Origin of the sequence: Maricaulis sp., from assembly GCF_048270095.1 — a bacterium.
GTDB lineage: Bacteria > Pseudomonadota > Alphaproteobacteria > Caulobacterales > Maricaulaceae > Maricaulis.
In genome coordinates, this window is record NZ_JBLWTL010000008.1 from 86,082 (window position 1) to 111,906 (window position 25,825).

A 25,825-nucleotide genomic window follows, 5' to 3' on the forward strand; every position below is an offset into this window, starting at 1 on the left:
CCAAACATGCGAGCGCGGAAACAGTGTTTTTTCGTCGCAGCGTGAAGATGTGGCTTTCCGGTCGCGCAGCAGGGTTTAGGGTGAGGCTCATGTTTGCCCGTGCGCCCCTCGCTATGGTCCTGTTTGCGCTGCTGCTCGCGGGGTGTACGACGCCGACCACGGATCCCCGCCGCCTGCCCGCGGGTAGCTGGGCGCTCGACACCGGCCATGCCAGCGTGATCTGGCGCGTACGCCATTTCGGACTGTCCTGGTATACGGGCCGTTTCGACGGACTGGAGGCCAGTCTCGATTTCGATCCGGCCGATCCCCGGGCCGCGCAGCTGACCGCGATCATCGACGCCAACTCCATCTCCACTGGCGATGCCGGGTTCGACCGCGACCTCGCCAGTGGCTGGCTGCACGCGGATCAACACCCGCAAATCATCTTCACCAGCGAGCGGATCGAGCTGATCGATGCCACGCACGGCCGTGCTTTCGGCCAGCTTGTGCTGAATGGCCGCACAATAGATGCGGTTATGGAGATTGAGTTTTACGGCGGGAACTACAACATGCTGGCAGGACGCGACACGGTCGGATTCGGCGCCGACATGGTGATCGACCGCACAGATTTCGCCGTTGGCAGCCTGCCAGCCTCTATCGTTGGCACCGAGATACGCATTCATATTGAAGCCGAATTTCTGCGGCAGGGAGCCCCGTCATGACCCAATCCACTCGCTACACCACTGTCGCCATCGTCCTGCATTGGGTGATCGGCATCTTGCTGATCGGCATGGTCTTCTATGGCTGGTACATGGAAGATCTGGGCCACGCCCTGCGCGATGGCAGCGGAAGCGTCAGTGCCGGCGAGGTCCAGTTCGCCTATAATGCCCACAAGACGGTCGGCATGCTGGTCCTCCTGCTCAGCTTTGGCCGCCTCGCCTGGCGCCTGATGCACAAGACACCCGGCATGCCCGCCGGCATGAAGTCATGGGAGCAGACCGTGGCCAAGGCCACGCATTGGGCCTTCTACGGTCTGATGATCGGCCTGCCCCTGGTCGGCTGGGTCGCCGCCTCGACCACCGAACTGCCAACCATGTTGTTCAACAATCCCGATCTTATCCTGCCGCGCCTGCCGGTGTCGCAGGAGCGTGGCTTCCACGACCTGGTCGGCAATATCCATGGCAAGGGCGCCTGGGTGTTGCTGATCCTGACCGGCCTTCATTTCGCCGCAGCGATCAAGCATCAATTCTTCGACAAGGACGGGCTGATGGCCCGCATGCTGCCATTCCTCAAAGGCTGAATATCATGACATTTCGTATCCTCACTGCCTGCCTCGCCCTCTGCCTGTCGCCAAGCCTGGCGGCGGCCCAGGACTGGAGTATTGACCACGACGCGAGCTCGGTCGGGTTCGAGACCACGGCCTTTGGCGGCCCGGTCGCCGGGGAATTCTCCGACTGGTCGGCGCAGATCACGCTCGATCCGGCGGCGCTGGAATCCGCGCAGATCAGCGCCCGGGTGCAAACGGCGACCGGCGCGACCGGCAGCAATGGTGTCGACGACCCGATGCTCGGCAGTGACGGTTTGGCACCGGCGACACATCCGCTGGCCCTGTTCGAGTCCAGCGATATCCGCGCCACCCAAACCGGCTATGACGCGCATGGCACCCTGACCATTCGCGATACGGCCCAGCCGGTCATCCTGCCCTTTACGCTGGAGATCGAGAATGGCCGTGCCATTGCCAATGCACGCCTCACCATCGCCCGCACCGATTACGGTGTCGGCGCATCGGGCTGGGGCACGACGGCGGCGAATGTGACCCTGGTCCTGCATATTGAGGCCAATGCGGCTGAATAGGCTTGCCGGGCCGCCCTCGCGGGCGCTAGCACACAGACATGACCGCACCCGTCCTGCCTGCCGACAGTCCTGACGCCATTGCCCGCGCTGCCACGATCCTGCGCGAGGGTGGACTTGTGGGGATGCCGACCGAGACCGTCTATGGCCTCGCGGCCGACGCGAACAACGCGGCGGCCGTCGCCCGGCTCTATGCTGCCAAGGGGCGCCCGCGCTTCAATCCGCTGATCGCCCATGTCACTGACGCCGAGATGGCGCGCACGCTGGTGGAATGGCCCGGCATGGCCGCTGAGCTGGCCACCGCCTTCTGGCCCGGCCCGCTGACGCTGGTCCTGCCCAAACTCAACGCCGCGCCGATCTGCGACCTCGCCAATGCCGGGCTCGACAGCGTCGCCATTCGCGCGCCGGGCCATGCCAGCGCCCGTGCCCTGCTTGCCGCGTTCGGCGGTCCGCTCGTCGCCCCGAGCGCCAACCCGTCCGGCGGCGTCAGCCCGACCACGGCGCAGCATGTCAGCGAGGGCCTGGGTGACAGGCTCGACCTGATCCTTGATGGCGGGTCCTGCACGGTCGGGCTGGAATCAACCGTCATCGCCATTCTCGACGGCCGCGCCACCTTGCTACGCCCGGGAGGCCTGGAACGCGCCCGCATTGAAGCCATTACCGGCCCGCTCGCCGCCGCCGGTCACGCCGATGCACCGGCCAGCCCGGGCATGCTGGCGAGCCATTATGCGCCGCGCGCCGCGATGCGGCTCAATGCGCCCAGCGCCGGGTCCGGCGAAGCCCTGCTCGGTTTCGGCGCGATTGCGGGTGATCTCAATCTCTCAGCCTCCGGCGACCTGGCCGAAGCCGCCACGCGCCTGTTCGCCGCCCTGCGTGAAATGGACGCGCTCGGCCCGTCCTGTATTGCCGTCGCGCCCATTCCCGATGAAGGTCTGGGCGAAGCGATTAATGACCGCCTGCAACGCGCCGCCGCGCCGCGAGACGGTTCATGACAAGGACAGGCCCATGACCGACGCCCAGACATTGCCCCGCCCGCAAGCCCTGCCCGGCGATGTGATCGAGCGCCTCAAGACCGCGCTGGGCCCCAAGGGCTGGAGCCAGGACGCGAATGAGCTGGAGCCGCACATCGCCGACTGGCGCGGCCGTTTTCAGGGCCAGACGCCGATCCTGCTCAAGCCGGCCGATACCGCCGAGGTCGCCGCCGCGGTCAAGATCTGCCACGAGGCCGGCATCGCCATCACACCCCAGGGCGGCAATACCAGCCTGTGCGGCGCCTCAACCCCGCAGGGCGAGGTGCTGATCACACTCAAGCGCATGAATGCCGTCCGCGAAGTCGATCCGGACAATGATTCGATGACGGTCGAGGCCGGCTGTATCCTGGAGAGCCTGCAAAACACCGCCGCCAATGCCGACCGGCTTTTCCCGCTGAGCCTTGGCTCGCAGGGATCGGCGATGATTGGCGGGCTGATCTCGACCAATGCCGGCGGCGTGCATGTCCTGCGCTATGGCATGACGCGCGAGCTGGTGCTGGGCCTGGAAGCCGTCCTGCCCGATGGCACGATCTGGTCGGGCCTGACCGGTCTGCGCAAGGACAATACCGGCTATGACCTCAAACAGCTGCTGATCGGCGCCGAGGGCACATTGGGCATCATCACCGCCGCAACCCTCAAACTCTTCCCCCGCCCGGCAAAAATGGAACTGGCATTCTGCGGCCTGAATTCAGTCGAGGATGCGGTCTCCTTCCTGTCGCTGGCCAAGAAAGTCTCCGGCGGTGCGGTCACCGCGTTCGAAATCATGCCCCGCCTGGCGCTCGATTTCGTCCTCGCCTTCGTGCCCGGCACACGCGATCCACTGGAAGCCTCGCATCCCTGGTATGTGGTGTGCGAAATGAGTTTCGGCCGCGTCGAGGGCGCGCGCGAGACACTTGAAGCCGCACTCGGCGAGGCCTTCGAAGCCGAACTGATCAGCGATGCCGCGATTGCGGAAAACGAAAGCCAGGCCCTCGATTTCTGGCGGCTTCGCGAGAGCATCGCGCTGGCCGAACGTGGCCAGGGCACCGCGATCAAACACGACATCTCCATCCCGGTCTCGAAAATGGCAGCCTTCATCAAGCTCGCCGGCGAGCGGATCAAGACGATCTTCCCCGACGGCATCGTCGTCGCCTTCGGGCATGTCGGTGATGGCAATGTCCACTACAATATAGTCGGCCTCGACGAAGCCACGCAGAAGGCCATGCTTGCCCAGGGCGCGGCGATTTCGAACTGCGTCTATGACACGGTCGACGAATTTGGCGGTTCGATCTCGGCAGAGCACGGGATCGGCATCCTCAAACGTGAGGAATTGGCGGCGCGCAAACCGGTCGATGTCGCGGTGATGCGGGCGATCAAGCAGGCGCTGGATCCCAAGGGCATCATGAACCCGCGGGTTTTGCTGGGCTAGCACACACCCCGCCCCTTCCCCCGCAGCGATCCTTTGCCTATCTCTCCGGGCAAGGAGACCACCCATGCTGATTCTGCTTTCACCCGCCAAGAACATGAATTTCGACGCGCCCAAACGCGCGGTGACCGCGACCATCCCGCCACTGCTCGATGAAACGCGCATCCTGTCGGCAACGACGCGCGGACTGTCGACGTCGAAGATCAAATCGCTGATGAAGATCAGCGCCGATCTGGCCAAGCTCAATCGTGAACGCTTCCAGGCCTTTGACGCCGATCAGCCGGGCACAAAACCTGCTGCCCTTGCCTTTGCCGGCGAGGTCTATCGCGGACTTGAAGCGGGTAGGTTGAGCGATGACGATCTCGCTTACGCCCAGGATCATCTGCGCATTCTGTCGGGCATGTACGGCGCGCTGCGTCCGCTCGATGGCATCCACCCCTATCGCCTCGAAATGGGCCGCAAGCTGCACACGCGGCGCGGCGAGAGCCTGTATGATTTCTGGGGCGACAAGATCGCACAGCATCTCAACGCGCTGCAGGCCGATGACACCGACCCGGTCGTGCTCAACCTCGCCTCCAACGAATACTTCAAGGCTGTCGACCGCAAGGCATTGAAGGCGCGCGTCATCACCGCCAGCTTCAAGGAAGAAAAAGACGGCCAGGCGCGCATGCTGATGGTCTTCGCCAAGAAGGCCCGCGGCATGATGGCGCGCTGGGCGATCGAAAACCGCATCACTGACCCGGCCGATCTGGTGAAGTTTGATGCCGGTGGCTATGCGTTTGATGAGGCCGGATCGAGCGAGACCGATCTGCTGTTCATGCGGCCGCAACCGGCGGCGGCAGGCGCCAAGGCGAAGGCGGAAGCCTGACGTTCGAACTCTTCCCCGCAAGGAGGAGCTATGTTATGGTCCAAGGGCCGCCGGAGACGGGTGCGACCGCCTCCTTTGGCCGCCCTTAGGCGATGGAGAAACGGATCAACAGCGTCCAGCCGCCGATCCGTCTTCTCCTCACCCAGAGGACGAGGCAGCATTTCGGAAACCGAAACATTGCTCCCTCCTTGGATTGCGCCGGCCCCAACGTGGCCGGCGTTTTCATTTTGGCATAATTACCCGCCTTGCGTGTAGTTGGCGAAAACGCCCGATCTCGACAACTTGACCCAAACGCGCCAATCCCGTCTCTTCGCACTTGCACAAACCTGACAGGTGATTCATGTCCGCAATTCGTACCGATCTTTCCGGCCAGGTGGCCCTCATTACCGGCTCGACCAGCGGGATCGGCCAGGCGATGGCCGAGGCGCTCGCCGCGAACGGGGCGAATATCGTGCTCAACGGTCTGGGCGATGCGGCAGAGATTGAAGCCTTGCGCGCGAAGATCGCGGCGGATCATGGCGTCGAGGTGCGCTATCACGGCGCCAACATGCTCAAGCCCGACGAGATCACCGATATGGTGAATTATGCGGAGCGCGAATTCGGGCGGCTGGACATCCTGCTCTCCAATGCCGGCATCCAGCATGTCTCGCCGGTCGAGGATTTCCCGGTGGCGAAATGGGATGCGATCATCGCGATCAATTTGACCTCGGTCTTCCATGCCGCTCGCGCGGCGATCCCGATCATGAAGCGCCAGGGGCGCGGACGAATCGTCAATCTCGCCTCGGTCCACGGCCTTGTGGCCTCGCCGTTCAAATCGGCCTATGTCGCCGCCAAGCATGGCGTGATCGGTTTCACCAAGACGCTGGCGCTCGAACTCGCCGAGGACGGCATCACCTGCAATGCGATCTGCCCGGGCTATGTGAAGACGCCGCTGGTGGAAAACCAGATCGCCGACACGGCACGCGCGCGCTCCATCTCGGAAGAGGAAGTGGTGCGCGATGTCATGCTGGCGGCACAGCCGACCAAGCAATTCGTCACCTTTGAACAACTCGCCGGTGCCCTGCTCTACCTGGTCTCAGATGCCGGTGCCAATGCCAACGGGACCGCGATCACGGTTGACGGAGGCTGGACCGCGAAATGACCGATACCGTGCTCAGGATCGACTATAACGAACTGCCCGTCACCGATATGGCGGCAGCGAAAGCCTTCTACTCGGCCGCCTTTGGCTGGACCTTCCTCGATTACGGCCCGACCTATGCCGCCTTCGAGAATGCCGGCATTGATGGCGGACTGCGGCTGGAAGCAAAACCCTTCCCGACCGGCGCCCTGATCCTGCTGCGCGCCGAGGACATTCTCGACGCCGAACGGCGTGTCGAGGCGGCCGGCGGCACCATCACCTTGCGCGAGGATTATCCGGGCGGGCGGCGCTTCCTCTTCACCGATCCAAGCGGCAATCAGCTCGGCATCTACTCGCTGCACGGCAAGTATGGCTGAGGCCAGACATCCCGTCCCCGGTGCCGGCATTGTCGTCTGGCGCGATGAAGAGGTGCTGCTGATCCGGCGCGGCAAGCCGCCCTATACCGGCGAGTGGTCCATCCCCGGCGGCAAGGTCGAGTTTGGCGAGACCGTGCGCGAAGCGGCGCTGCGCGAATTGATGGAAGAGACCGGCACCACGGCGCGCATTGTCGGTCTGATCGATGTCATCGATGCGATTGGTGCCCGCGAACCGGGCGCACCAGGCGAGTGGCATTATATCCTCGCCGATTTCGCCGCCGTCTGGACAGGCGGCGAGCCGGTCGCAGCCGACGATGTCACTGAAGCCGCCTTCTTCCCGCTCGACGAGGCCCTGCGCCTGACACGCTGGGACAAGACGCGCGATGTGATCGGGCGCGCCCGCGCGATGATCGCTGCCTTGCCCACGCCATAAATCTCGCCAATATGGCGATCATGCGCACCCTGTCTGCCCTCCTCGCGACCTTGATCCTGCTGCCGTTCGCGGCCGGCTGGGCGGACGCGCAAAAGCCGGGCGCGCCCAATTGGCGTGCGCCGGACCGCGCCAGCGCGCGCGGAGCCGCACGCAATGAGCGCGAGGTCCAGCGCGGCATTGACCGTCTCGCCACCCATACCTCCGCGACATCGACCCAGCAGCGCGATGTCGGCGATACCGAGCGCGCCCTGCCCTATCTCGCCTATACGCTGGGCGAATTGCACTATCTCGCCTCCGCCTGTGAAGGCCTCGATGCCCAGGCCTGGCGCCAGCGCATGATTGAATTGCTGGCGATGGAAGCGGCCGAGCCGGGCCGCCGGCGCGATCGCATGATCGAGAGCTTCAATGATGGCTACCGGGTGCAGCAACGCCGCCGTCCGGTTTGCGGCGAGGAAGTCGAGATCGAGCGCCGCGCCCTGGCCCATCGCGGTCATGATTTGTCGGAAATGATGCGCGCCGCCAATTTCGACTGAAGCCCGCCGCCGCGCCCGCTGGTCATTGGCGCAAGCTATGTGGCGATTGGCGAAATTTGATCCGTGCGGGACGCGAGACCGTACAATACCGGGTGTGCTGATCGATCAGCCGTTGTATACGGGGCCTGCATTCGCAAGGACCTTGGGGGGAATTGAATGACCGACCGCAGTGCCCAGCTTCACTCCTTGAGCATTGACCGCGACGAGCCGGAAGCCCGTTCGGGCATCTCGCTGGTGACAATGCTCAGCCTGCTCGTCGGCGCCATCATCGCGACTGCGGCCCTGATGTGGTTCTTCGTGACGCCGCCAGCGCCGGCCCCGGCTGCAGCTCCGGTCACCACGGCGGCAACGCCGTCGACATCGACATCCACCCCGTCACCAGCCGCCACCGCGACACCGGCCCCGCGCACTTCGGGACTGGTCGCATCGGGCTATGTCGTGGCCCGGCGCCAGGCGACCATCTCGGCAGAAATCTCCGGCCGGATCCTTGACGTACTGGTTGAAGAAGGCACCCGCGTCGAACAAGGCCAGGTGCTGGCCCTGCTCGACGATACCCGGGCGCGCATCCAGCTCGATCTCCTGCAATCCCAGCTCAATGCCGCATCCGCCCGCATCCGCTCGCTCGATGCACAACTGGCCGAGGCACGCCTGGTCGCAACCCGCGCCAGCGTGCTGGCGGCGCGCAATATCGGACCACAGGCCAGTGTCAGCGCCACCCAGGCGCAGGTCGACAGCCTGACCGCCCAGCTGGCCGCTGCACGCTCCGACCGCGCGGCCGCCGCGGTGATGGTCGTCAGCCAGCAGGACCTGGTCGAGCGCCATATCGTGCGCGCGCCCTTCGCCGGTATTGTCATCGCCAAGAACGCCCAGATCGGTGAAATCCTGTCGCCCTCCTCGGCCGGTGGCGGCTTTACCCGGACCGGCGTGGCCACCCTGGTCGATATGGAATCGCTGGAGATCGAGGTTGATGTCAGCGAGGGCCAGATCGGCCGCGTGACGGCGGGCCAGCGCGTCGAGGCCCGTCTCGACGCCTATCCCGACTGGCGCATCCCGGCCCATGTCGAAGCCATCATCCCGACCGCCGACCGCGCCCGCGCCACCATCCAGGTCCGCGTCGCCTTCGACGAGCGCGACAGCCGTATCCTGCCGGATATGGCGGCGCGCGTGATTTTTGTTGAATAGGCCAGGCCGGCGCAAGCCACAGACCGTGACCGTGAAACCAGACCTCCGCCCTTGCGGCCAGACACAGACAATGAGGACCCGCCCATGACTGACCTGTACCAGCTGACCGATCTCTCCAAGGGCTATACGCGCGGACGCGAGGCCATCACCATCTTCGAACAATTGACGATGTCGATCCAGGAAGGCGATTTCATTGCCATCATGGGCCCGTCCGGTTCCGGCAAGACGACCCTGCTCAACCTGCTCGGCGGGATCGACCGGCCGAGTTCCGGTTCGGTGGAATGCCAGGGCGTGCGGGTCGACAAGCTGTCCCAGGGCAAGCTCGCCAAATGGCGCGCCGCCAATGTCGGCTTCATCTTCCAGTTCTATAATCTGATGCCAACGCTGAATGCGGCGCAGAATGTCGAATTGCCGCTCCTGCTGACAAACCTGTCGGGCAAGGCGCGCAAGGAACGCGTCGCCACCGCCCTCGACATTGTCGGCCTGGCCGACCGCGCCCGGCATTCGCCGCGCCAGATGTCGGGCGGCCAGCAACAGCGCGTCGCGATCGCCCGCGCCATCGTCGCCGATCCCAAAGTCCTGCTCTGCGATGAGCCGACCGGCGATCTCGACCGCAAGTCCGCCGACGAAATCCTCGAGACGCTGCAGCTGCTCAACAAGGATCTCGGCAAGACCATCATCATGGTGACGCACGATCCATCGGCGGCCAAATACGCCCGCCGCGAACTGCATCTCGACAAGGGCCGCTTTGTGGAAGCCGCGGAGCTGGCCCAATGAATGATTTCACCCTGATAAGGAAGAATCTCTTCCGCAAGAAGATGCGGGCCATCCTGCTGATCTTCTCGATCATGATCGCGTTCCTGATTTTCGGCGCGCTCGGAGCCTTTTATTCGGTCTGGACCGCCGGCACCTCGACCGCCGCCGACAACCGTCTGGTGACCGTCAACCGGATCAATTTCACCGTCTCCATGCCCTATGCCTATTGGGGCCGGGTGCAGGGCGTTGAAGGCGTGACCCATGTCAGCCATGCCAGCTGGTTCGGCGGGTATTATCAAGAGCCGGCCAATTTCATTCAGACCTTCGCGGTCGATCCGGAATCCTATCTGGCTGTCTATCCCGAGCTGACCATGCCGGACGAACAGCGCGCCGCCTTCATCAATACGCGCGACTGTCTGCTGGTCGGCGCCGACCTGGCCGGCCAGTATGGCTGGAGCGTTGGCGACCGCATCCCGCTGCTCTCGAACATCTGGCAAAAGCAGGACGGCTCATCGAGTTGGGACTTCAACATCTGCGCCATTTTCGACGCAGAAGACGAAAAGGTTCCGGCTAACTACGCGATATTCCAGTATGATTATTACAATGAAGCGCTCGCCTTCAATCGCGACAATATCGGCTGGATGGTTCTGACCACAGCGGATTCCTCGCTCAATGAGAGCGTCGGGCGCGAGATTGATGCGCTGTTCGCCAACTCGCCGGCCGAGACCGAAACCAGCACAGAAGCCGCCTTCAATGAGGCCTTCATCGCCCAGCTCGGCAATATCGCACTGATCCTGCTCTTTGTCGTCGGGGCGGCCTTCCTGACCATTCTGATGATCGTTGGCACCACAATGGTGATGGCCATCAATGAGCGCACCAAGGAGATCGGGGTGATGAAAACCCTCGGCTTCCCGGCACCGCGCATCTTCCGCATGGTGCTGATCGAATCCATCCTGCTCAGCCTGGTTGGCGGCGCGCTCGGCCTCGGCCTGGCCAGCTTGCTGATCACCGGAGCCGCCGCGGCCATGTCCGGCTTCCTGCCCGGTCTTGCCATGCCGGCAACGGTCTTGCTCATCGGCGCCGGCCTGGCGCTGGCCCTGGGCTTCATCACCGGCATTATTCCCGCCATCAATGCCCAGCGCGTGACCATCGTCAACGCGCTCGGCAAGCTCTAGGAGACGGATGAGATGTTCGACCAGATCGCAGCCGTAACCCTGATCAATCTGCGCTCCATCCCGCAGCGCGCCCTGCTCTCGGGAGCGACCGTTTTCTCGATCGCCCTGGTGGTCATGGTGCTGTTGGGCTTCCTCGCCATGTCCAATGGCTTCCGGCAAACCATGCAGGGGACGGGCTCGACCGATGTCGCCGTCATGCTGCGCACCGGCTCGCAGACCGAACTCAATTCGGGCCTGTCCGTCGACCAGGTCCGCCTGATCGAGGAAGCGCCCGGCATCGCACGCGACACCGCCGGAACCCCCATCGTTTCCGGCGAGCTTTACGTGATCGTCGACGGTATCAAGCGTGCCTCCCAGACCGAGGCCAACCTGCCGTTACGCGGTGTCAGCGCCGCAGCCCAGTCCCTGCGCCAGGGCTTTGGGATTGTCGAGGGACGCTCTTTTGAACCCGGCACCAATGAACTGATTGTCGGGGAAGGCATTATCCGCGAATTCTCCGGATTTGACCTTGGCCAGACCGTTCGCCTCGGCTCGAATGAGTGGGTCATTGTCGGGGTATTTTCCACCGGCGGCACCGTGTTCGACAGCGAAATCTGGACCGATCTGACGGTGATCCAGAATCTGTATCAACGCGGCACCGGCGTGCAGTCGATACGCGCCCGGCTGACCAGCCCGGAAGCAATCGACGACCTGCGCGCCTATGTCGAGAACGAGCCCCGGCTCAATCTCGATATCCAGAATGAGGTTGATTATTTCGCCGGACAGGCGGGCGGCACCTCCGATCTGATCATGTATCTGGGTGTGCCACTGTCGATCGCCATGGCCATCGGTGCCCTCGCCGGGGCCTGGAATGCGATGTATTCATCGGTCGATACGCGGATGCGCGAAATCGCGACCTTGCGGGCCATCGGTTTCTCCGGTTTCGCCGCAGCCTTCGGGACCATGGTGGAATCCCTGGTTCTGGCCGGGGCGGGCGGGCTGATTGGCGCAATCGCGGTCTATCTGATGTTCAACGGGGTCAGCGCCTCAACGCTGGGCTCCGGCTTCACCCAGGTCGTCTTCTCTTTCGCGGTCACGCCGATGTCGGTTCTGGTCGGCGTCGCCCTGGCGCTGATAGTCGGCCTGCTCGGCGGCATCATCCCCGCGATCCGCGCAGCGACCGTACCGCTGCTCGCCGTCCACCGGAGCTAGGGTTCGCGAAATGGTGAAGGTCGAGCTGAGCGAAGCCGAAGCGATTGTCCTGTTCGAAATGCTCAACCGGCTGGTCGATGGCGACAGGCTGTCCGACGATGCCGAAACGCAGGCCGCGACAGCGCTGATCGACAGGCTGGAGGGCGGGCTGCCCATCGTGGCCGGGGTCGATTACGCCCTGCGCCTGGCCCGGGCCCGTGAGGAATTGACCGAGGATATCGAGGACTGATCGGGCACCCGGCCGGATCAGTCCTGCTACCGGTCAGCCGTAATAATCGTCCTCGGCCTCGCGCAGCTTCTGCTGCTCCTTGTGGGGCGGGAGGATTTCCATCTTCACATGGCGGCGGCGATTGGTGGAGATGACGAAGAAGCGCTTGTCGGGATAATCCAGCTTGCACTCGAGCATGGCCGAGGTGATCAGGTCGACATTCTTGAGATCATCATCCGACATGCCGAAGGAGTGCGGCAGGTCGCGGCCATATTTGTCGAGACCGGTCTCGACGCAACGCCGGATCGCGGTCCGCTTGAGGCCGGCTGTGGTCATGTGAGCGCCGAGTTCATCGCGGATTTCCGGATTTGAAACCGGATAAATGCCCATATAATCGGGCTCTTCGGGAATATGGCCGGCCTCCACAAGCAGGCGGATACCTTCCTGGATGATCTCGCGCGAATGTTGCCGCGCGGTGATGACGGCAATCGGGCGGCGCTTGAGCACAGCGTATTTGAAGATATCCCAGGACGGGCCCTTCCAGTGGGCACTGTCGAGGGCGCGGCGGACATCGCGCAGCAAGTATTCCTCACCATTGCGATCCTGGCCGTCGGAAAACTCGCGATAGGCGCGCGCCGGCGGATCGGCCCAGTCTTCCCACAGACCCGGAACGCCAAGATAGGCCTTGATATCCTCATACTCATGCTGACGCATGGCCCGTTCTTCGCCGGTCATGGTGTTGAGCAAATGGATCCGCGTCGGCAGATGCAGGATGTTTTCGTCGATATCGAAAAAATAGAAGCTCTGGCGTTCCACGAAGGCATCCTTGTTGGCATCCGTCCGGCAGACGGGCTGGGTGGCCCCGCTTAACGAGGCGCGGCACGCGATTCAATAGGCGGCGTAGGATTTTTCTTCGACGATATTCGAGCCCAGCAGCACATTGATATCCTTCTTCAGGGCGGCGCGCTTGTCATTGGTGACATAGACGGCGCGCGCCAGGCGGATGAATTCGGCACCGAAATCGCCCGCCCGCTCACAGTCGCGGATATCATCCTCGATCACCCAGAGCTCTTCATTGACTGCTTGCAGGGCCGCATCGAGACGGCTCAGCGCCTCACTGGCGGGAACGTCCTTGGCCAGTGTCTCGTTGAGAATGGCGAGTTCGGTCCGGATATTCTTCAACTTGGCCTCATCGCCGATACGCTCGGACTTGATCCGCAGGATGGTGATCTTGTCGATCAATTCGCCGGGCGCGATGGCGGTCAGGATCGTCGTCATGGTCATGGGCATTCCTTTGAAAGACGCGTGAGAGCCAGGCCTGGCGGGATGATCAGCTGTGTTGCAGGGCTTCCATGAAGCGCACCGGCTGCCCGGTCCCCGGCGCAACAAGCTCGCCATCACGCATCACAGTGCGTCCGCGAATAATCGTGCCAACCGGCCAGCCGGTGACGGACATGCCATCGAACGGCGTCCAGCCCGATTTGGACTGCGACCAGGCATCGGTAATCGTCTCGGTCCGCTTCATGTCGACCAGGGTGAAATCGGCATCCCAGCCGATTGCCATCCGGCCCTTCCCGGCAATGCCGAACACACGCTGGGCGCCGGCCGAGGTCAGATCGACAAAGCGTTCAATCGTCAGGCGGCCGGCATTGACATGGTCGAGCATGACCGGGACCAGGGTCTGCACACCGGGCATGCCCGACGGGCTTTGCGGATAAGGCTTGGCCTTTTCTTCCAGCGTGTGCGGCGCGTGGTCGGAGCCGATCACATCGACAATGCCGCGCTGCAGGCCGCGCCACAGGCCGGCCCGGTGGTAGGCGTCGCGCAGGGGCGGATTCATCTGCGCCCGCGCGCCAATCCGCTCATAGATCTCCGGGCCTTCAAGGGTGAGATGCTGCGGCGTCGCCTCGACGGAGGCGTAATCGCGATGATCAGCGAGGAAGTCCATCTCCTCGGCCGTCGAGACATGCAGGACGTGGATGCGCTTGCCGGTCTTGCGCGCCAGGCGGACCAGGCGTTTCGTGCTCATCAGCGCCGCTTCCGCATCGCGCACGACGGGATGGCTGGTCCAGTCGCCGGGAACCGCCAGATGGCGGCGTTCGACCAGCCGGTATTCATCTTCGGAATGGAAGGCGGCGCGGCGATTGATCGCGCGCAGCACGCGTTCGACCCCCTCATCATCGGCGACCAGCAAGGAGCCGGTCGAGGCACCCATGAAGACCTTGACGCCGCAACAGCCGAGCATGCGCTCCATTTCCGGCAGGATGTCGGCGTTTTCATTGGTCGCGCCGGCATAGAAGGCGTGGTCGCAATGCATGCGGTTTTTGGCCCGCGCGAGCTTGTCGGTCAGCATGTCCGGCGATGTCGTGGTCGGTTCGGTATTGGGCATTTCAAACACGGCGGTCACCCCGCCCATCACCGCGCACAGCGAGCCCGATTGCAGATCTTCCTTCCACTCCATGCCCGGCTCGCGGAAATGGACCTGGGTATCGATCACACCAGGCAGGACCAGAAGGCCGGTACAATCGACCACCTCGCCGGCAGACGCCCGGGACAAATCACCGATCGCCGCCGTCTTGCCGTCAATCACGCCGACATCCGCATGGCCACGCCCGTCATGATTGACGATCTCGCCGCCCTTGAAGATCACATCGAAGGTCTGGGTCATGGTCATGCAGTCCTTTCAAAGAGTGCCTTTGCAGCATCATACACCGTGTCGACCGTCAGGTCCGCAAGCAAGCTTTCCGGGTGTTGGCGCCGGTCATCATGGGCCTCATCAATCTCGGCGAAACTGGCCGGGCCCCGCACCGCGTCAGTATGCCCGCCCCACGGTGCGTAGCAACGGTCATCGGAGGGACCAAACAGGCCCAGCGTCGGCGTGCCGACCGCTGCGGCCATATGCATCAGCCCGCTATCATTGCCGACATAGAGGCGGCAGCGCTCGAGACAGGCCGCCGTCTCGGGCAGGCCAAGCCCGACCAGGTCGATAAATCGGGTCTGCGGCAAGGCGTCAAAAACCGGCTGCGCATAGACCGCATCACCGGGGCCGCCCAACATCACCACACCGGCCCCTGGCATCACGCCGTCAGGCGCGGTGAAGCGGCGGATGAAGGCTGCGAAATACTCCGCCGGCCAGACCTTGAAAATCCACGACGCAGACGGGCAGATCGCCAGCCAGGGGCCATCGCCAGGCAGGCAATCGGCGGCTTGCCGACGCACCGCTTCGGACAGGTGAAGTCGCGGATCAGGCGGCGGGTCGAGGGCCAGCACGCTGGCCGCTTCGGCGACCTTGGGAATGGGGGTTTGGCTCTTTTTCAGAATGCGGCGCTGGCTGGCGCGCAGGAAAAGGCCCGTCGCCGAACTGCGCAGATCAACCACCAGGTCCCATTTTGTACCGACCGTCTGCCGCCACAAATCCGGCCAGTGCAGCCCGGCCTTTTTCTTGGCCATCACAATGATGCGTTCCAGCCGCGGCGTCTCGGTGAAGAGCGAGGCCGCCAGCGGGCCACAGGCAATGGTGAAATACGCCTCCGGCCGGGACCGCACGAGGTGATCGAGAACGCCCGAATTGATGATCGCATCGCCGATCCGGGTCGACGTAATGAAAAGGACGCGCTCCATGGTCCCGCCCATAGCGCGGCGCGATCAGCTTGGCCAGTCAGCGGCGCAATATCGTGCGGACCGCCTCAGCCTGGATCGACGCCTCAACTACGCTGCAAAAGCGCCTGTGCGGCCTCAAGGGCGGCATCGACGTCGAGATCGAGCAGGAGACTTTCGGGATGCAGGCGGCGGTCGGCAAAGGCGGCATCGATTTCCGCAAAACCGGCCGCCCCGCGCACGATGGCGCAATGCGCACCATAGGGCCCGTAGCGGCGCTCGTCGGACGGTCCGAACAGGCCCAGGGTCGGGGTCTGCATGGCGGCGGCCATATGCATCAGCCCGCTATCATTGCCGATAAAGAGGCGCGCGCGCTGCAGGCAGGCCGCGACATCCATCAAGCCGAGCTGGCCGGTGAAATCGAGTAGTCCGGCATCGGGCAGAGCGGCATGGATCGGCGCTGCCGCAGCCTGATCGCCCGGTCCGCCAAAAATCGCCACCCGCGCGCCGGCCATGGCGCCGCCGGATGCGGTGAGATGTTTGACCAGTTCGCCAAAACGCTCCCCCGGCCAGACCTTGTAGGGCATCGAGGCGGACGGACAGATCGCCAGCACCGGCACACCCTCGGGCAGCAGGTCGGCAGCCTTCGCCTTCGCCGCATCGGAGAGATAGATTTTCGGATCGGGGACACTATCAATCCCCAGCGCACTGGCCGCCTCGGCGACCTTGTGGATCGGGGCGCTGGTCTGGCGCAGGATACGCCGCTCTTTCGCCAGCAAGGCCCAGGCCGTCGCCGAACAGCGAAGATCAACCACCAGATCCCAGCTTGTGCCGACCGTATCACGCCAGAGATCAAACCAGTGAGCGCCGGCCTTCTTCTTGCTCATCACGATCACGCGCTCGAGCCGCGGCACGGCAGCAAACAGCGGTGCCGCCAGCGGCCCGCAGGCAATCGTGAAGCGCGCATCGGGCCGGGTCTCGACCAGATAGCGCAAGACGCCGGAATTGATGATCGCATCACCGATCCGCGTCGATGTGATAAGGAGGACGTTGTGCATGCACGCGCAAATAACGCGCAACACCCCACTTGGCCAGTCATCAAGGCAATGCGATAGAACAGGGATGGAAACCACAGCCCCCCGCATCCACACCGCCCCTGCCCGGACCATTCTCTCCGTCTCCGGTCCGGAGGCGCGCGCGCTGCTCCAGCGCGTCATCACCGCCGATGTCGAGACACTCGAGGCCGGCCAATGCCGTGCCGGTGGCTTGCTGACGCCCCAGGGCAAGCTTGCAGCAGACTTCCTGCTATTCGCCGATGGGGAAACCGTATGGCTGGACGTGCCTGGCGCGACAGCCGAAAACCTCGCAAAACGCCTGTCGATGTTCAAACTGCGCGCCAAGGCGGAGATCGTGATCCATACCGATCTGGCCGCCCTGTGGAGTGAAAAACCCTTCGAAAACTCCGCCCCGGACCCGCGTCTGGGCGGCGCTGTCCATCGCGGAATCGGCGCGGAGGCGGGCGACGCTGTTTCGCCCGATGAGATTGAAATCCTGCACGGAATTCCGGCGTTCGGCCGCGATTATGGTGAGGCCGAGACCTTCCCGACCGACGTCAATCTCGACGTTTATGGCGGCATTGGCTGGAAAAAGGGCTGTTTCATCGGCCAGGAAGTCGTCAGCCGCATGAAACGCCGCGGCACCATCCGCAAGCGCTCGTTATCCTTGAGTTTTTCCGACGACGCGCCCGCCAGCGGCACCCCCGTCATGGCCGGCACAAGCACCATTGGCGAGATCACCTCATCGCATGGCCCCCATGCCATCGCCCTGATCCGCCTCGACCGTCTGGAAACCGCCAGCGAGCCCCTCCAGGCCGGTGGCCAGCCGTGCACGGCGCGTGTGCCGGACAATCTACGCCCCGACGCACCGGCGGCAAAAGTCTAATGAGTTCAGAGCGCTGCGCCTGGGTGAACAGCCCGGATCCGATCTATGCCGCCTATCACGACACCGAATGGGGCGTGCCGGAATATGATAGCCGGGCGCTATGGGAAAAGCTGATGCTCGACGGGTTCCAGGCCGGCCTCGCCTGGATCACCATATTGCGCAAACGCGAAACCATGCGCGAAGCCTTTCACGGCTTCGATCCGGAAATCATTGCCCGCTATGATGATGGTGATCGCCAGCGCCTGCTGGCCAATCCGGGCATTATCCGCTCGAAGCTGAAAGTCGAGGCCGCCATCACCAATGCCCAGGCCTGGCTCGATATGCGCGAAGCCGGCATCGACTTTTCCGACTACCTCTGGAGCCATGTCGATGGCAGCCCGATCCAGAACCGCTATAGCCGCGAAACCGGCCTGCCAACCCACACCGAGCTCAGCACCGCCCTGTCAAAAGACCTCAAGAGGCGCGGCTTCAAATTCGTCGGCCCGGTCATCGTCTACGCCTTCATGGAGGCCGTCGGCATGGTCAATGACCATGAAGTCACCTGTCCGCGTCATGGCGCTGTGCAGTCCTTGGTGCGCTGAACCACACCCTCATGCCGATCCGGGCGTCAGCCCCATCCGGGTGGCGTGCCAGGAGGCTTCGGCACGCGAGGAAATGCCCAGCTTGCGGTAGATCGCCTTGATATGGCTGGCGACCGTGCTTTCGGCGACGCCTAGATCGGCAGCGACATCGCTATTGCGCAGGCCCCGCCCGATCAGGCCGAGCACATCGCGTTCGCGCGCCGTCAGGCCTTCATCGGGGTCAGCGGCCGGGCCGGTCAGACGGAAATGCTCCATGATCCGGCGCGCCACCGAGGGCGAGATCGCCGGCAGGCCTTCGGCCAGTTGCAGTAATTGCCGCGTCAAAAGCTCCGCCGGATTTTCCTTCAGCAGATAGCCCTGCGCCCCCGCTGACAGCGCTGCCACAATCGAGGCATCATCGCCCATAACCGTGGTCACGATCGGCACCGCCCGCGGACAGACCAGGCGCAAGCTGCGCAAGACCTCCAGCCCGGATCCGTCAGGCAGGCCGAGATCGATCAGCGCCAGATCATAATCCGCCTCGGCAGCGGCACGCAGGCCGGCGCGCATCGTCGCAGCCTCGGTAATATGGCAGTCGGGAAAGGCCGCGCACGCAATCTCGCACAACCATTTGCGCGTCTCGCTGACATCCTCGACGATCAATATCGCAGTCATGCGACGGCTCCTCGGCGCGGAATCGGAAAACTGGCCGTCAGCCGTGTGCCGGCGGCGGACGGCGTGATCTTGAGCTGGCCCTTCAATCCGGCAATCCGGCCGCGCATATTGGCCAGTCCGCGCCCGCCCGGCACAGCGGCCGGGTCGAAGCCGGAACCATCATCCTCGATCACCAGCTCGACCTGCTCGCCTTGCGGGTAAATCTCGACCCGCATCAGGCTGGCACCGGAATGCTTGAGCACATTGCTGGCGGCCTCGCGCAGCAGGGAACGCAGGGCATGGCCCGTCTGGGGCGGCAGACCGGTCATGTCGCGGGCCTGATTGACCCATTCCAGCGCGATTCCGACCGCGGCGAGACGCTCGGCCGTTTCCAGGCGCAGATCAGCGAGGGTTTCATCGAGCGAACGCGTGCCGCCAGAGGCATCATTGATGATATCGCGCAGATCGGTCAGGGTTTCGCGGATCATTGAATTCTTGCGGTCCTCATCCCGGCTGTGCAGGGCCCCGAGCAGGTGAGCACCGATATTGTCGTGCATGTCGCGCGCAATCCGGCCGCGCTCCTCGGTGACACCACGGTCATAGGCGTCACGGCTGGCATCGGCATGCGCCATCATCTGCACCAGACGCTGGGCGGTTTTGACATGCGAGGGACCAAACAGGGCCCGGCCGGCCCAGGGATAGCGCAGGCTCAAACCCGGTATGTCGCCGACGGAAGGCAGCACGAGTTCAAGCCCGTCTTCGCGAATTTGCGGCTCCGCCACAGCGGCTTCGGCCCGGTGGCAATCGAGCGGATCAAACAGCTCGGTGACCAGCCTGCGCCATTGTTCGGTACGCTCCTGCAGCGAGGACTGGAAGGCGAGATCGACGACGGCGTGAAACAATTCCTGCTCGCTCAGTCCGGGACGCGGCACGAAGCGCCGCGCGACAGCATCGCGCAGTGGCAGATAGAGAAAACCGACGACAAGGAGTGAAATACCGATCGCAGCCCCCGGCCGCAGGGCGAGCAAGCCGATCAGTGCTGCGTCGAGCGCTACCAGGATCAGCGTGCCAAGGGCGTAGAACAGGATGCGAAACGCCCATTCCCCCAGCTCGAACAGACGATATTGCCGCAGGCCTGCAGCGACGCCGATATAGATCAGCAGGAAACAGGAAAAGGCATAGCCCGCCTTGATCGGCGTCGGCTGTCCGAGCACGGATGGCAAGGCGATCAGGCCAATGAAGCCACCCGCTCCGAACAGGACGGAGAGTCCGAACCAGGTGGCCACGGCCCGGTCCTTCGGCAGACGTGCGGTGGCGAGGAACTGGCCGCCAACCGCCAGGAATATCCCGCCCATTTCGACCACAGTGACGAGGTGGATTGAGGACCAGGCCGGCATCCGGCCCAGCAAGGTCGCCACCGTCCAGAGGCAGAATCCCGCACTGCTCAACAGAGCCAGCGGGCGCCAATGGGGCAAGCGTACCGGGTAGACGAGAAAGAGCACAATCATCGTCGCGCCGAACAGGGCCGCACCGCCGGCATTGAGCCACATCAGAACCACGGCGAGGCTGCGCGGCTCGATCACCGCGCCGGACCGGCTTGCCGCTGCCAGCGTGAAGATGAGCGTCGCCAGACCACTCAGCGCGAACAGGCCCGTCGCCATCTCGCGCGGCCGCAGTGCCCAGACCCAGCCCGAAATAACCATCGCGCCCAGGCCGACAGCCAGCTGCGCCCAGAAGATCGGCGGCAGCTGCATCATTGATCCAGGGCCCATGGCCAGTCGGATTGTGATCGCGGCCATGGCCACGGCGAACAGGATGATCCCGGCCAGGCGAGCGCTCGGCGTATTGAACACCGCCAAGTCCTGGGCGGCGTGGCCCGTTTTGCTGTTCGCCGCCTTGTTGATCGCCGTCTCGCCCATTTCCGTCTCCCGCTGGCGCGCACCGCCTGCAGAACCCGCGCGCGCCCCGCTACCGGCAAGTCTTACCCGCGCGGGAGGTGCCGGCGAACTCCCCGGAACAGGGGATGGCGAAGCGATGACCACACGGATTAACTCAACACAGATAACAGGATCGCCGTCCCAGCCAAGCGTGAATTGAAACGCGCAAGCGGGGCCGGGCCAACCCAAAGGGGGCAAAAATGAAACACACACTCCGGGCCGCATTGGTGGGAATTGCCATCACGATGAGCGGCTGCAGCAGCGTCGTCGATAATTTTGTCACCGGCGGCCCCCTGGTCCGGTCCGGTGAACAGACCGGCGTCATCCAGGTTGTGAACCGGTCCGGCTATTCGCTGACCTCGGTCCTGCTCGCCCGCTGCAGTGCGCCATCCTATGGCCTCAACCGCCTGCCCGACGGCGTCCGTATCGCGCCGGGCCAGACCTACACCTTCCGCGTCGGTGCCGACTGTTGGGCTGTCCTGGCCGGACTGGCCGGACATGAAGCTCGCCGCGACATGCACGTCCGTGCCGGTAGCGGCGTCGTTTACACCGTGACCGGCTAGCCGCCTGCTTGTTTCTCCACCCATGGATCCAGAAAGGATATCCCATGAAAGCCTTACTCACCGCCAGCGCCCTGTTGCTGGCCCCCGTCATGACACTTGCCCTTGCTGGATCCACGCAAGCGCAAACCTATGGCAGCGTCAGCCTGCGCGCCGGCTTCACCCCCGACCCGTACCGCGTGTCCATCACGTCCGGCGGAGCGATCAACGCCAATACGGTTTCATCCAGCTGCCGCGGCTGGATCGCGAACACGATGGATTACCAGGTTCACTACGCCGCCGGCTCATTCAATCTGAGCTTCTCCTCGACCTCGTCCTCGGACACCACGCTGGTGGTCCAGGCGCCCAATGGCAATCTGTATTGCGACGATGACAGCGGCAACGGCCTCAACCCGATCGTGACCATCGGCAATCCGCCATCGGGTACCTATAGCGTCTGGGTCGGGTCCTACCGGAACGGCGAATATGCCCAGTCGACCTTGTCGATCTCCGAACTTGCCCGGCAGTAAGGGCTAAGAGGCCCCAACTGGGGGGGCGGATCTGGCGGCAATCGGGTTGCGTCCCAGGCAACCCTGCCGCCAGATCACTTCGCCGGGCCCTGCCGATCAAGGCGGCGCGAATAGAGCAGGCCCAGGGCGCCATTCAGCAGAATGAATGGCACGATCAGCCAACGCGAAACCGCATCACCCCACACTGTGTCCGCCAGGAAGATCACGGCCACCCAGAACAGGGCATGCATCAGCATCAAGACCGTCAGGCGCGGTTGTGACGCCAGCAGTCCACGCGCAGCCGATTGCGCCGAGACCCCACCGGTCAGGATCACGCGCACCCAATTGGCTGCCGTAAAACCGAAACCCGCCAGAGTGATCGCGCCGGCAATCGCCATCATCTGGGGCGCAGGCCACCAGACCCAGACCGCCAGCGCCGCCAGCCCGGCGATCACCAGAATCGTCGCCGCAAAGCGCTCTGCCGCCAGGACCGGGCCCGGATTTGCCCGCCACGCGTCCACCGGAATGACCAGTTTGGGCCAATAATTCCCGAGCACGAGCAGCAAGAGTGCCAGCGCCGCGCCAACGCCCCGCTTCGCCCACTCCCGATCAATCAGGTCGAACTCGCCGGCGGCGACGATGGCCAATACGGCGATGACCAGCCCCCCCATCAGCACCAGGCTGACAGGTGATCCGTGTTTGTGTGGCTCAAGGGTCATATCCCGGTTTCCTTCTTTTCGTCCGGCACGGCGGTCGCGTCGGGCGTCGCAGTCATTTCCCAGCCGAACAGGCGCGCGAAACCCAGCAAGGCGTCTTCCAGCACAGAAATCTGCAAATGATAGACGACCGACTTGCCGTGCTTCTGAGACGCCACGAGGCCGGCCTCGCGCAAGATTGCGAAGTGAGCCGACATCGTCGATTTCGACACCTCGAACTGGTCCGCGAGCTCTCCCGCGCTCAAGGGTCCTTGCTTGAGCAATTCGAGCACGCGGCGACGCGTTGGATCGGACAGGGCCTTGAATGCATTGTTCATGATTCGATATTTCGCTGATTATCAAATTGTATGCAAGCGCGAATTCATGGCGCGCGCCCATGGCCAGGCCAAACCACCTTTCCGGGCAGGCCCCGACGCCGATCAATCTGATGCCGCACTGGTGCCCTCACCGCCCGTCCGACTTCAATGAGACGCGGGAATCATGGCCGGGCCGTGATCGCCCGCGAACCCGAGCCGCATCGGGACCGGATCGCGAAACCCATTGCCCGGATCAACGATCCGGGTCACCCTGCCCGCAGCTTGGGGGAATAAGCATGCGTGGAATTCTCATCATCGTCGCGGCGCTCGCCGCCCTTGTCTCATTGGCGGCCTGGGGCCCGGGGTCGCTGGACGCGATGCGGCTCGTGAACACGCCGGCAGATCCGGCACTCCAGCCCCTGTTCCAGCCTGTCCAGGATCCGGTGCGCACCGAGCGCGCTGACCTGCACGGCGCCGAAGACCTCGAACCCGGCCCGGACGGACGCCTCTATGCCAGCCTCGCCGATGGCCGGATCATGGTGCGCGAGCCGGTCGGCGACTGGGTAGAATTTGCCAATACGGGCGGGCGGCCGCTCGGCCTGTCCTTCGCGCACGACGGATCGCTGTTTGTCGCGGACGCCCGGCGCGGCCTCTTGCACCACACCGGCGAAGGCTGGGATGTCTGGCTCGGAGCCGCACCCGACGGGCCGCTGGTGTTCGCTGATGATCTGACTGTGCTGGCCGACGGGCGCATCGTCTTGACCGACGCCTCGCTGCGCCATGCCTATGGCCATCACATGGAGTCCTTCCTGGAGTCCGAACAGACCGGGCGCATCCTGCTGGTCACGGCTCCCGATGAATTCACCGAGCTGGCCGGCGGCCTGGCCTTCATCAATGGCGTCGATCATGACCCGGCGAGCGGGCGGGTCTACGTCAATGAGACCTGGAGCGGCCGTATCTGGCAGCTCGATCCCGACACCGGCGAGATGAACGTCCTGATCGAGGGCCTGCCCGGCTATCCGGACAATCTTGAATTCGACAATGAGACCGGTTTGATCTGGGCCGCCATGCCCTCGCTGCGGTCACCTGATCTGGAAGCGCTACACGCCCGGCCTTTCCTCAAACGCCTCGTCTGGCGCTGGCTGCAGATTGCCGGCCTCCCTGCCCTGCCTGACCGCCCAGCCATGGCCATCGCCGTCGATCGTGACGGTCAACCTGTCTACGGCCTCACCGGTCCCGCCGAAGCCCAGGACGGCACGACCACTGCGCTGGTGTGGAATGGTGAGTTATGGATGGCGGGCCTCGACCGCGATGGCATGACCGTCTTCAGCGCGCCGGGCCGTGACGGGACGGAATAACACCGTAGCCCAGGTAAAACCCCGGCGGGCTTGAGGATTTCAGTGATCCGCCCATGCCCGAAGGGCGGCGCTGTCCTCACCCTCCAGCGCAAAGGCGTAATTGCGCCAGCGCTCGCGTGATGTCGTATAGAGCGCCTGGGTGACCTGGTTGGCACTGGGCGTATTAATGCGGCCCCGCTGGCGGGCGGTCTCAAAAAAGCGCGCCTGAGCCGGTTCGAATTCGAGCCCGAGCTTGCGCATTACCGGCGTCACACTGGCCTCGAGGTCATCGACCAGCGCCTCATAGCTGACATGTGCGACACGCGGGCGCCGCCAGGTCTCGAAGTCCTGCCAGAGCGAGAAACTCAGATCATAGAGCCGGTCGATCCGCGCCAGGCTGGTCATGTTGAGCATGGCATTATTGGGTTTGAAGTCCTGGACCAGATTGCTGATCGCGACGTCGAGCGGATGCCGCCGGGCCAGGATGAAGGCTGCCCGTGGCAGGATTTTATGGATCATCGGCGCCCAATTCATATTGAGCGGCAGTTTATCGATATAGACCCTGTTTTCGTCGAGCCTCTCGCCCGCATGGTGCGCCATCTGCTCCAGATAGCTGGCGCGCAGCGCAGCGGGATCGCTGTCCTCAAGCCGGTCGAGCCAGTCCTCGGTGAAATTGGATTCATCGCCGCTCATCCCGTCGACAACCCGGCGCAAGGCATCGCCGAGCACGCGCTGCTCCTCGACAATCCGCACCCGGGAGTGCGACCGCAGTATCGTGTCGAGCAGGGTCGTGCCCGAACGCGGAAAGCCGACCAGAAAGGCGATATTGCCCGGCCCGGCATCAGCATCGCTCACGACACTGCGCCCGGAAGCGATTTCGGCATTCAAGCGCCGGTGCAGGCTCTCGATCCGGCGTGTGATCATGGTGTGGTCGCACGGCCCCTCATCCTCCCAAACCGTCTCACGCAACCGGTTTCCGGCCACAAAGGCGGCATGGGCCTGGTGATAACGGCCACGCTTGTCCTCGATGGCTCCAAGGGTGAATTGACGGCTGCGGATCTGGTCAGGCTCGCCGGGCAGGTCCAGCGACTGACGGATCATGGCCCGGGCCTCGTCCAGCCGCCCGGCACGCAACAGGGCGCGGGCCAGCGCATCCAGCAGATCAGGCCGGTTGCCAAAGTCAACGCCATCGGCCTGGGCCTTTTCCAGCAGGGCCAGCATGGGGACAGGATCGAGCGATTTGTCATGGAAGGCAGCGGCCTCGGCGATCAGATCCGGATTGTGCGGGGCCAGTTCAAGGACCCGGGCCCAGATCCGTCCGGCCTCCGGCAAACGCCCCTCGGCCGCGCCGACAAGGCGGGCCAGCAGGGCCCAGGCCTGCGCATCGGACGGTGTGATCGCCAGGGCCCGGCGAACACAGAATTCCGCGTATTCGCCGCGGCCCAGCGCCCGGGACGCCTCGGCCAGCAGCGTCCAGACCGCCATTGATTGCGGCGCGATCCAGACCAGCGGCGACGCCTGTGCGAAAGCGGCGTCAAACCGCCCGGCGGTGAACGAGGCGGTGGCTTCGGCGATACGGGCATTCCCCGCCTCGGGGCTCACACGGCTGACGAAACCGTCGAGATTTTCCGGT

At 64.0% G+C, this 25,825-nt stretch carries 30 protein-coding genes; 20 read left to right on the plus strand and 10 right to left on the minus strand.

Going from position 1 to position 25,825, the window contains the following annotated elements:
- Window positions 1-89 precede the first annotated feature (89 nt).
- From ACN0YJ_RS06965 to ACN0YJ_RS07035, 15 genes are all read left to right on the plus strand, one after another.
- Complete coding sequence (locus ACN0YJ_RS06965) at window positions 90-701, plus strand: YceI family protein (protein WP_417495739.1); 612 nt, start codon at window positions 90-92, stop codon at window positions 699-701.
- Window positions 698-1,279, plus strand: a complete 582-nt coding sequence (locus ACN0YJ_RS06970; protein WP_417477475.1) for a cytochrome b — start codon at window positions 698-700, stop codon at window positions 1,277-1,279. The genes ACN0YJ_RS06965 and ACN0YJ_RS06970 overlap by 4 nt, the downstream gene beginning before the upstream one ends.
- Before the next feature lie 5 nt (window positions 1,280-1,284).
- Window positions 1,285-1,833, plus strand: coding sequence for a YceI family protein (locus tag ACN0YJ_RS06975; protein WP_417495740.1), 549 nt, complete (start codon window positions 1,285-1,287; stop codon window positions 1,831-1,833).
- Window positions 1,834-1,871: 38 nt separating this feature from the next.
- Window positions 1,872-2,822, plus strand: coding sequence for an L-threonylcarbamoyladenylate synthase (locus ACN0YJ_RS06980; protein ID WP_417495741.1), 951 nt, complete (start codon window positions 1,872-1,874; stop codon window positions 2,820-2,822).
- Window positions 2,823-2,835: 13 nt separating this feature from the next.
- The gene (locus tag ACN0YJ_RS06985) at window positions 2,836-4,269 is read left to right on the plus strand and encodes an FAD-binding oxidoreductase (RefSeq protein WP_417495742.1); all 1,434 of its coding nucleotides are present in this window, start codon (window positions 2,836-2,838) and stop codon (window positions 4,267-4,269) included.
- Between the two features lie 64 nt (window positions 4,270-4,333).
- The gene (gene yaaA / locus ACN0YJ_RS06990) at window positions 4,334-5,134 is read left to right on the plus strand and encodes a peroxide stress protein YaaA (protein ID WP_417495743.1); all 801 of its coding nucleotides are present in this window, start codon (window positions 4,334-4,336) and stop codon (window positions 5,132-5,134) included.
- 340 nt (window positions 5,135-5,474) lie between these two features.
- Window positions 5,475-6,275, plus strand: coding sequence for a 3-hydroxybutyrate dehydrogenase (locus tag ACN0YJ_RS06995; protein WP_417477480.1), 801 nt, complete (start codon window positions 5,475-5,477; stop codon window positions 6,273-6,275).
- The gene (locus ACN0YJ_RS07000; RefSeq protein ID WP_417477481.1) at window positions 6,272-6,628 is read left to right on the plus strand and encodes a VOC family protein; all 357 of its coding nucleotides are present in this window, start codon (window positions 6,272-6,274) and stop codon (window positions 6,626-6,628) included. Before ACN0YJ_RS06995 ends, ACN0YJ_RS07000 begins: the two co-directional genes overlap by 4 nt.
- Window positions 6,621-7,061: an NUDIX hydrolase gene (locus tag ACN0YJ_RS07005; protein ID WP_417477482.1), complete on the plus strand. Its 441-nt coding sequence runs from the start codon at window positions 6,621-6,623 to the stop codon at window positions 7,059-7,061. The genes ACN0YJ_RS07000 and ACN0YJ_RS07005 overlap by 8 nt, the downstream gene beginning before the upstream one ends.
- A gap of 20 nt (window positions 7,062-7,081) precedes the next feature.
- On the plus strand, window positions 7,082-7,594 hold the full coding sequence (locus ACN0YJ_RS07010; protein WP_417495744.1) for a TIGR02301 family protein: 513 nt from the start codon (window positions 7,082-7,084) through the stop codon (window positions 7,592-7,594).
- 156 nt (window positions 7,595-7,750) lie between these two features.
- A complete protein-coding gene (locus ACN0YJ_RS07015) occupies window positions 7,751-8,776 on the plus strand; it encodes an efflux RND transporter periplasmic adaptor subunit (RefSeq protein ID WP_417495745.1) in 1,026 nt (341 codons plus the stop codon).
- An 84-nt stretch (window positions 8,777-8,860) separates the two neighbouring features.
- Window positions 8,861-9,553, plus strand: a complete 693-nt coding sequence (locus tag ACN0YJ_RS07020; RefSeq protein WP_417477485.1) for an ABC transporter ATP-binding protein — start codon at window positions 8,861-8,863, stop codon at window positions 9,551-9,553.
- Window positions 9,550-10,707: an ABC transporter permease gene (locus tag ACN0YJ_RS07025; protein WP_417477486.1), complete on the plus strand. Its 1,158-nt coding sequence runs from the start codon at window positions 9,550-9,552 to the stop codon at window positions 10,705-10,707. Before ACN0YJ_RS07020 ends, ACN0YJ_RS07025 begins: the two co-directional genes overlap by 4 nt.
- Window positions 10,708-10,719: 12 nt before the next feature.
- Complete coding sequence (locus ACN0YJ_RS07030) at window positions 10,720-11,898, plus strand: ABC transporter permease (RefSeq protein ID WP_417495746.1); 1,179 nt, start codon at window positions 10,720-10,722, stop codon at window positions 11,896-11,898.
- A 10-nt stretch (window positions 11,899-11,908) separates the two neighbouring features.
- A complete protein-coding gene (locus ACN0YJ_RS07035) occupies window positions 11,909-12,127 on the plus strand; it encodes a hypothetical protein (RefSeq protein WP_417477488.1) in 219 nt (72 codons plus the stop codon).
- 33 nt (window positions 12,128-12,160) lie between these two features.
- Here ACN0YJ_RS07035 and ACN0YJ_RS07040 read toward each other — a convergent pair whose 3' ends face one another.
- From ACN0YJ_RS07040 to ACN0YJ_RS07060, 5 genes are all read right to left on the minus strand, one after another.
- On the minus strand, window positions 12,161-12,922 hold the full coding sequence (locus ACN0YJ_RS07040; protein WP_091765981.1) for a hypothetical protein: 762 nt from the start codon (window positions 12,920-12,922) through the stop codon (window positions 12,161-12,163).
- A 72-nt stretch (window positions 12,923-12,994) separates the two neighbouring features.
- Window positions 12,995-13,384, minus strand: coding sequence for a DUF6165 family protein (locus ACN0YJ_RS07045; RefSeq protein WP_417495758.1), 390 nt, complete (start codon window positions 13,382-13,384; stop codon window positions 12,995-12,997).
- Between the two features lie 52 nt (window positions 13,385-13,436).
- Window positions 13,437-14,774 carry a dihydroorotase gene (locus ACN0YJ_RS07050; RefSeq protein WP_417489414.1) on the minus strand — a complete coding sequence of 446 codons (1,338 nt, stop codon included), beginning with the start codon at window positions 14,772-14,774 and terminating at the stop codon, window positions 13,437-13,439.
- A gap of 2 nt (window positions 14,775-14,776) precedes the next feature.
- Window positions 14,777-15,727, minus strand: coding sequence for a glycosyltransferase family 9 protein (locus tag ACN0YJ_RS07055; RefSeq protein WP_417495747.1), 951 nt, complete (start codon window positions 15,725-15,727; stop codon window positions 14,777-14,779).
- 83 nt (window positions 15,728-15,810) lie between these two features.
- Entirely contained in the window at window positions 15,811-16,761 is a 951-nt protein-coding gene (locus tag ACN0YJ_RS07060; protein ID WP_417495748.1) for a glycosyltransferase family 9 protein, read from the minus strand.
- 64 nt (window positions 16,762-16,825) lie between these two features.
- Between ACN0YJ_RS07060 and ACN0YJ_RS07065 the strand changes: the two genes are divergently transcribed.
- Together ACN0YJ_RS07065 and ACN0YJ_RS07070 are read left to right on the plus strand one after the other, a co-directional pair.
- Window positions 16,826-17,644: a YgfZ/GcvT domain-containing protein gene (locus ACN0YJ_RS07065; protein ID WP_417495749.1), complete on the plus strand. Its 819-nt coding sequence runs from the start codon at window positions 16,826-16,828 to the stop codon at window positions 17,642-17,644.
- A complete protein-coding gene (locus ACN0YJ_RS07070) occupies window positions 17,644-18,225 on the plus strand; it encodes a DNA-3-methyladenine glycosylase I (RefSeq protein WP_417495750.1) in 582 nt (193 codons plus the stop codon). Before ACN0YJ_RS07065 ends, ACN0YJ_RS07070 begins: the two co-directional genes overlap by 1 nt.
- A 9-nt stretch (window positions 18,226-18,234) precedes the next feature.
- Here ACN0YJ_RS07070 and ACN0YJ_RS07075 read toward each other — a convergent pair whose 3' ends face one another.
- Both ACN0YJ_RS07075 and ACN0YJ_RS07080 read right to left on the minus strand, forming a co-directional pair.
- Complete coding sequence (locus tag ACN0YJ_RS07075; protein WP_417495751.1) at window positions 18,235-18,879, minus strand: LuxR C-terminal-related transcriptional regulator; 645 nt, start codon at window positions 18,877-18,879, stop codon at window positions 18,235-18,237.
- A complete protein-coding gene (locus ACN0YJ_RS07080; RefSeq protein WP_417495752.1) occupies window positions 18,876-20,777 on the minus strand; it encodes an ATP-binding protein in 1,902 nt (633 codons plus the stop codon). Before ACN0YJ_RS07080 ends, ACN0YJ_RS07075 begins: the two co-directional genes overlap by 4 nt.
- Window positions 20,778-20,995: 218 nt before the next feature.
- On the opposite strand from ACN0YJ_RS07080, the gene ACN0YJ_RS07085 reads away from it, so the two are divergent.
- A complete protein-coding gene (locus ACN0YJ_RS07085; RefSeq protein ID WP_417477495.1) occupies window positions 20,996-21,358 on the plus strand; it encodes a hypothetical protein in 363 nt (120 codons plus the stop codon).
- Window positions 21,359-21,402: 44 nt separating this feature from the next.
- Window positions 21,403-21,864, plus strand: a complete 462-nt coding sequence (locus ACN0YJ_RS07090; RefSeq protein ID WP_417495753.1) for a peptidase S1 — start codon at window positions 21,403-21,405, stop codon at window positions 21,862-21,864.
- A 74-nt stretch (window positions 21,865-21,938) separates the two neighbouring features.
- On the opposite strand, the gene ACN0YJ_RS07095 is transcribed toward ACN0YJ_RS07090, so the two are convergent.
- Together ACN0YJ_RS07095 and ACN0YJ_RS07100 are read right to left on the minus strand one after the other, a co-directional pair.
- A complete protein-coding gene (locus tag ACN0YJ_RS07095; protein ID WP_417495754.1) occupies window positions 21,939-22,562 on the minus strand; it encodes a hypothetical protein in 624 nt (207 codons plus the stop codon).
- Complete coding sequence (locus ACN0YJ_RS07100; RefSeq protein WP_417489421.1) at window positions 22,559-22,876, minus strand: autorepressor SdpR family transcription factor; 318 nt, start codon at window positions 22,874-22,876, stop codon at window positions 22,559-22,561. Before ACN0YJ_RS07100 ends, ACN0YJ_RS07095 begins: the two co-directional genes overlap by 4 nt.
- A 275-nt stretch (window positions 22,877-23,151) precedes the next feature.
- Here ACN0YJ_RS07100 and ACN0YJ_RS07105 point away from each other — a divergent pair, with 275 nt between their 5' ends.
- The gene (locus ACN0YJ_RS07105; RefSeq protein WP_417495755.1) at window positions 23,152-24,213 is read left to right on the plus strand and encodes an SMP-30/gluconolactonase/LRE family protein; all 1,062 of its coding nucleotides are present in this window, start codon (window positions 23,152-23,154) and stop codon (window positions 24,211-24,213) included.
- Window positions 24,214-24,252: 39 nt separating this feature from the next.
- Here the strand turns inward: ACN0YJ_RS07105 and ACN0YJ_RS07110 are convergent.
- On the minus strand, window positions 24,253-25,825 hold a 1,573-nt coding region (locus ACN0YJ_RS07110; protein ID WP_417495756.1), incomplete at its 5' end, for a sulfotransferase.

What these genes read in the sequence shown, in the direction of transcription:
- ACN0YJ_RS06970 (WP_417477475.1), top strand. Translation starts at nt 698, where the DNA reads ATGACCCAATCCACTCGCTACACCACTGTCGCCATCGTCCTGCATTGG.
- ACN0YJ_RS07020 (WP_417477485.1), top strand. Translation starts at nt 8,861, where the DNA reads ATGACTGACCTGTACCAGCTGACCGATCTCTCCAAGGGCTATACGCGC.
- ACN0YJ_RS07010 (WP_417495744.1), top strand. Translation starts at nt 7,082, where the DNA reads ATGCGCACCCTGTCTGCCCTCCTCGCGACCTTGATCCTGCTGCCGTTC.
- yaaA (WP_417495743.1), top strand. Translation starts at nt 4,334, where the DNA reads ATGCTGATTCTGCTTTCACCCGCCAAGAACATGAATTTCGACGCGCCC.
- ACN0YJ_RS07100 (WP_417489421.1), bottom strand. Translation starts at nt 22,876, where the DNA reads ATGAACAATGCATTCAAGGCCCTGTCCGATCCAACGCGTCGCCGCGTG.
- ACN0YJ_RS07075 (WP_417495751.1), bottom strand. Translation starts at nt 18,879, where the DNA reads ATGACTGCGATATTGATCGTCGAGGATGTCAGCGAGACGCGCAAATGG.
- ACN0YJ_RS07005 (WP_417477482.1), top strand. Translation starts at nt 6,621, where the DNA reads ATGGCTGAGGCCAGACATCCCGTCCCCGGTGCCGGCATTGTCGTCTGG.
- ACN0YJ_RS06965 (WP_417495739.1), top strand. Translation starts at nt 90, where the DNA reads ATGTTTGCCCGTGCGCCCCTCGCTATGGTCCTGTTTGCGCTGCTGCTC.
- ACN0YJ_RS07095 (WP_417495754.1), bottom strand. Translation starts at nt 22,562, where the DNA reads ATGACCCTTGAGCCACACAAACACGGATCACCTGTCAGCCTGGTGCTG.
- ACN0YJ_RS07090 (WP_417495753.1), top strand. Translation starts at nt 21,403, where the DNA reads ATGAAAGCCTTACTCACCGCCAGCGCCCTGTTGCTGGCCCCCGTCATG.
- ACN0YJ_RS07000 (WP_417477481.1), top strand. Translation starts at nt 6,272, where the DNA reads ATGACCGATACCGTGCTCAGGATCGACTATAACGAACTGCCCGTCACC.
- ACN0YJ_RS06975 (WP_417495740.1), top strand. Translation starts at nt 1,285, where the DNA reads ATGACATTTCGTATCCTCACTGCCTGCCTCGCCCTCTGCCTGTCGCCA.
- ACN0YJ_RS07030 (WP_417495746.1), top strand. Translation starts at nt 10,720, where the DNA reads ATGTTCGACCAGATCGCAGCCGTAACCCTGATCAATCTGCGCTCCATC.
- ACN0YJ_RS06980 (WP_417495741.1), top strand. Translation starts at nt 1,872, where the DNA reads ATGACCGCACCCGTCCTGCCTGCCGACAGTCCTGACGCCATTGCCCGC.
- ACN0YJ_RS07080 (WP_417495752.1), bottom strand. Translation starts at nt 20,777, where the DNA reads ATGGGCGAGACGGCGATCAACAAGGCGGCGAACAGCAAAACGGGCCAC.
- ACN0YJ_RS07105 (WP_417495755.1), top strand. Translation starts at nt 23,152, where the DNA reads ATGCGTGGAATTCTCATCATCGTCGCGGCGCTCGCCGCCCTTGTCTCA.
- ACN0YJ_RS07035 (WP_417477488.1), top strand. Translation starts at nt 11,909, where the DNA reads ATGGTGAAGGTCGAGCTGAGCGAAGCCGAAGCGATTGTCCTGTTCGAA.
- ACN0YJ_RS07025 (WP_417477486.1), top strand. Translation starts at nt 9,550, where the DNA reads ATGAATGATTTCACCCTGATAAGGAAGAATCTCTTCCGCAAGAAGATG.
- ACN0YJ_RS07085 (WP_417477495.1), top strand. Translation starts at nt 20,996, where the DNA reads ATGAAACACACACTCCGGGCCGCATTGGTGGGAATTGCCATCACGATG.
- ACN0YJ_RS07055 (WP_417495747.1), bottom strand. Translation starts at nt 15,727, where the DNA reads ATGGAGCGCGTCCTTTTCATTACGTCGACCCGGATCGGCGATGCGATC.
- ACN0YJ_RS07045 (WP_417495758.1), bottom strand. Translation starts at nt 13,384, where the DNA reads ATGACGACGATCCTGACCGCCATCGCGCCCGGCGAATTGATCGACAAG.
- ACN0YJ_RS07060 (WP_417495748.1), bottom strand. Translation starts at nt 16,761, where the DNA reads ATGCACAACGTCCTCCTTATCACATCGACGCGGATCGGTGATGCGATC.
- ACN0YJ_RS06985 (WP_417495742.1), top strand. Translation starts at nt 2,836, where the DNA reads ATGACCGACGCCCAGACATTGCCCCGCCCGCAAGCCCTGCCCGGCGAT.
- ACN0YJ_RS06995 (WP_417477480.1), top strand. Translation starts at nt 5,475, where the DNA reads ATGTCCGCAATTCGTACCGATCTTTCCGGCCAGGTGGCCCTCATTACC.
- ACN0YJ_RS07050 (WP_417489414.1), bottom strand. Translation starts at nt 14,774, where the DNA reads ATGACCCAGACCTTCGATGTGATCTTCAAGGGCGGCGAGATCGTCAAT.
- ACN0YJ_RS07015 (WP_417495745.1), top strand. Translation starts at nt 7,751, where the DNA reads ATGACCGACCGCAGTGCCCAGCTTCACTCCTTGAGCATTGACCGCGAC.
- ACN0YJ_RS07070 (WP_417495750.1), top strand. Translation starts at nt 17,644, where the DNA reads ATGAGTTCAGAGCGCTGCGCCTGGGTGAACAGCCCGGATCCGATCTAT.
- ACN0YJ_RS07065 (WP_417495749.1), top strand. Translation starts at nt 16,826, where the DNA reads ATGGAAACCACAGCCCCCCGCATCCACACCGCCCCTGCCCGGACCATT.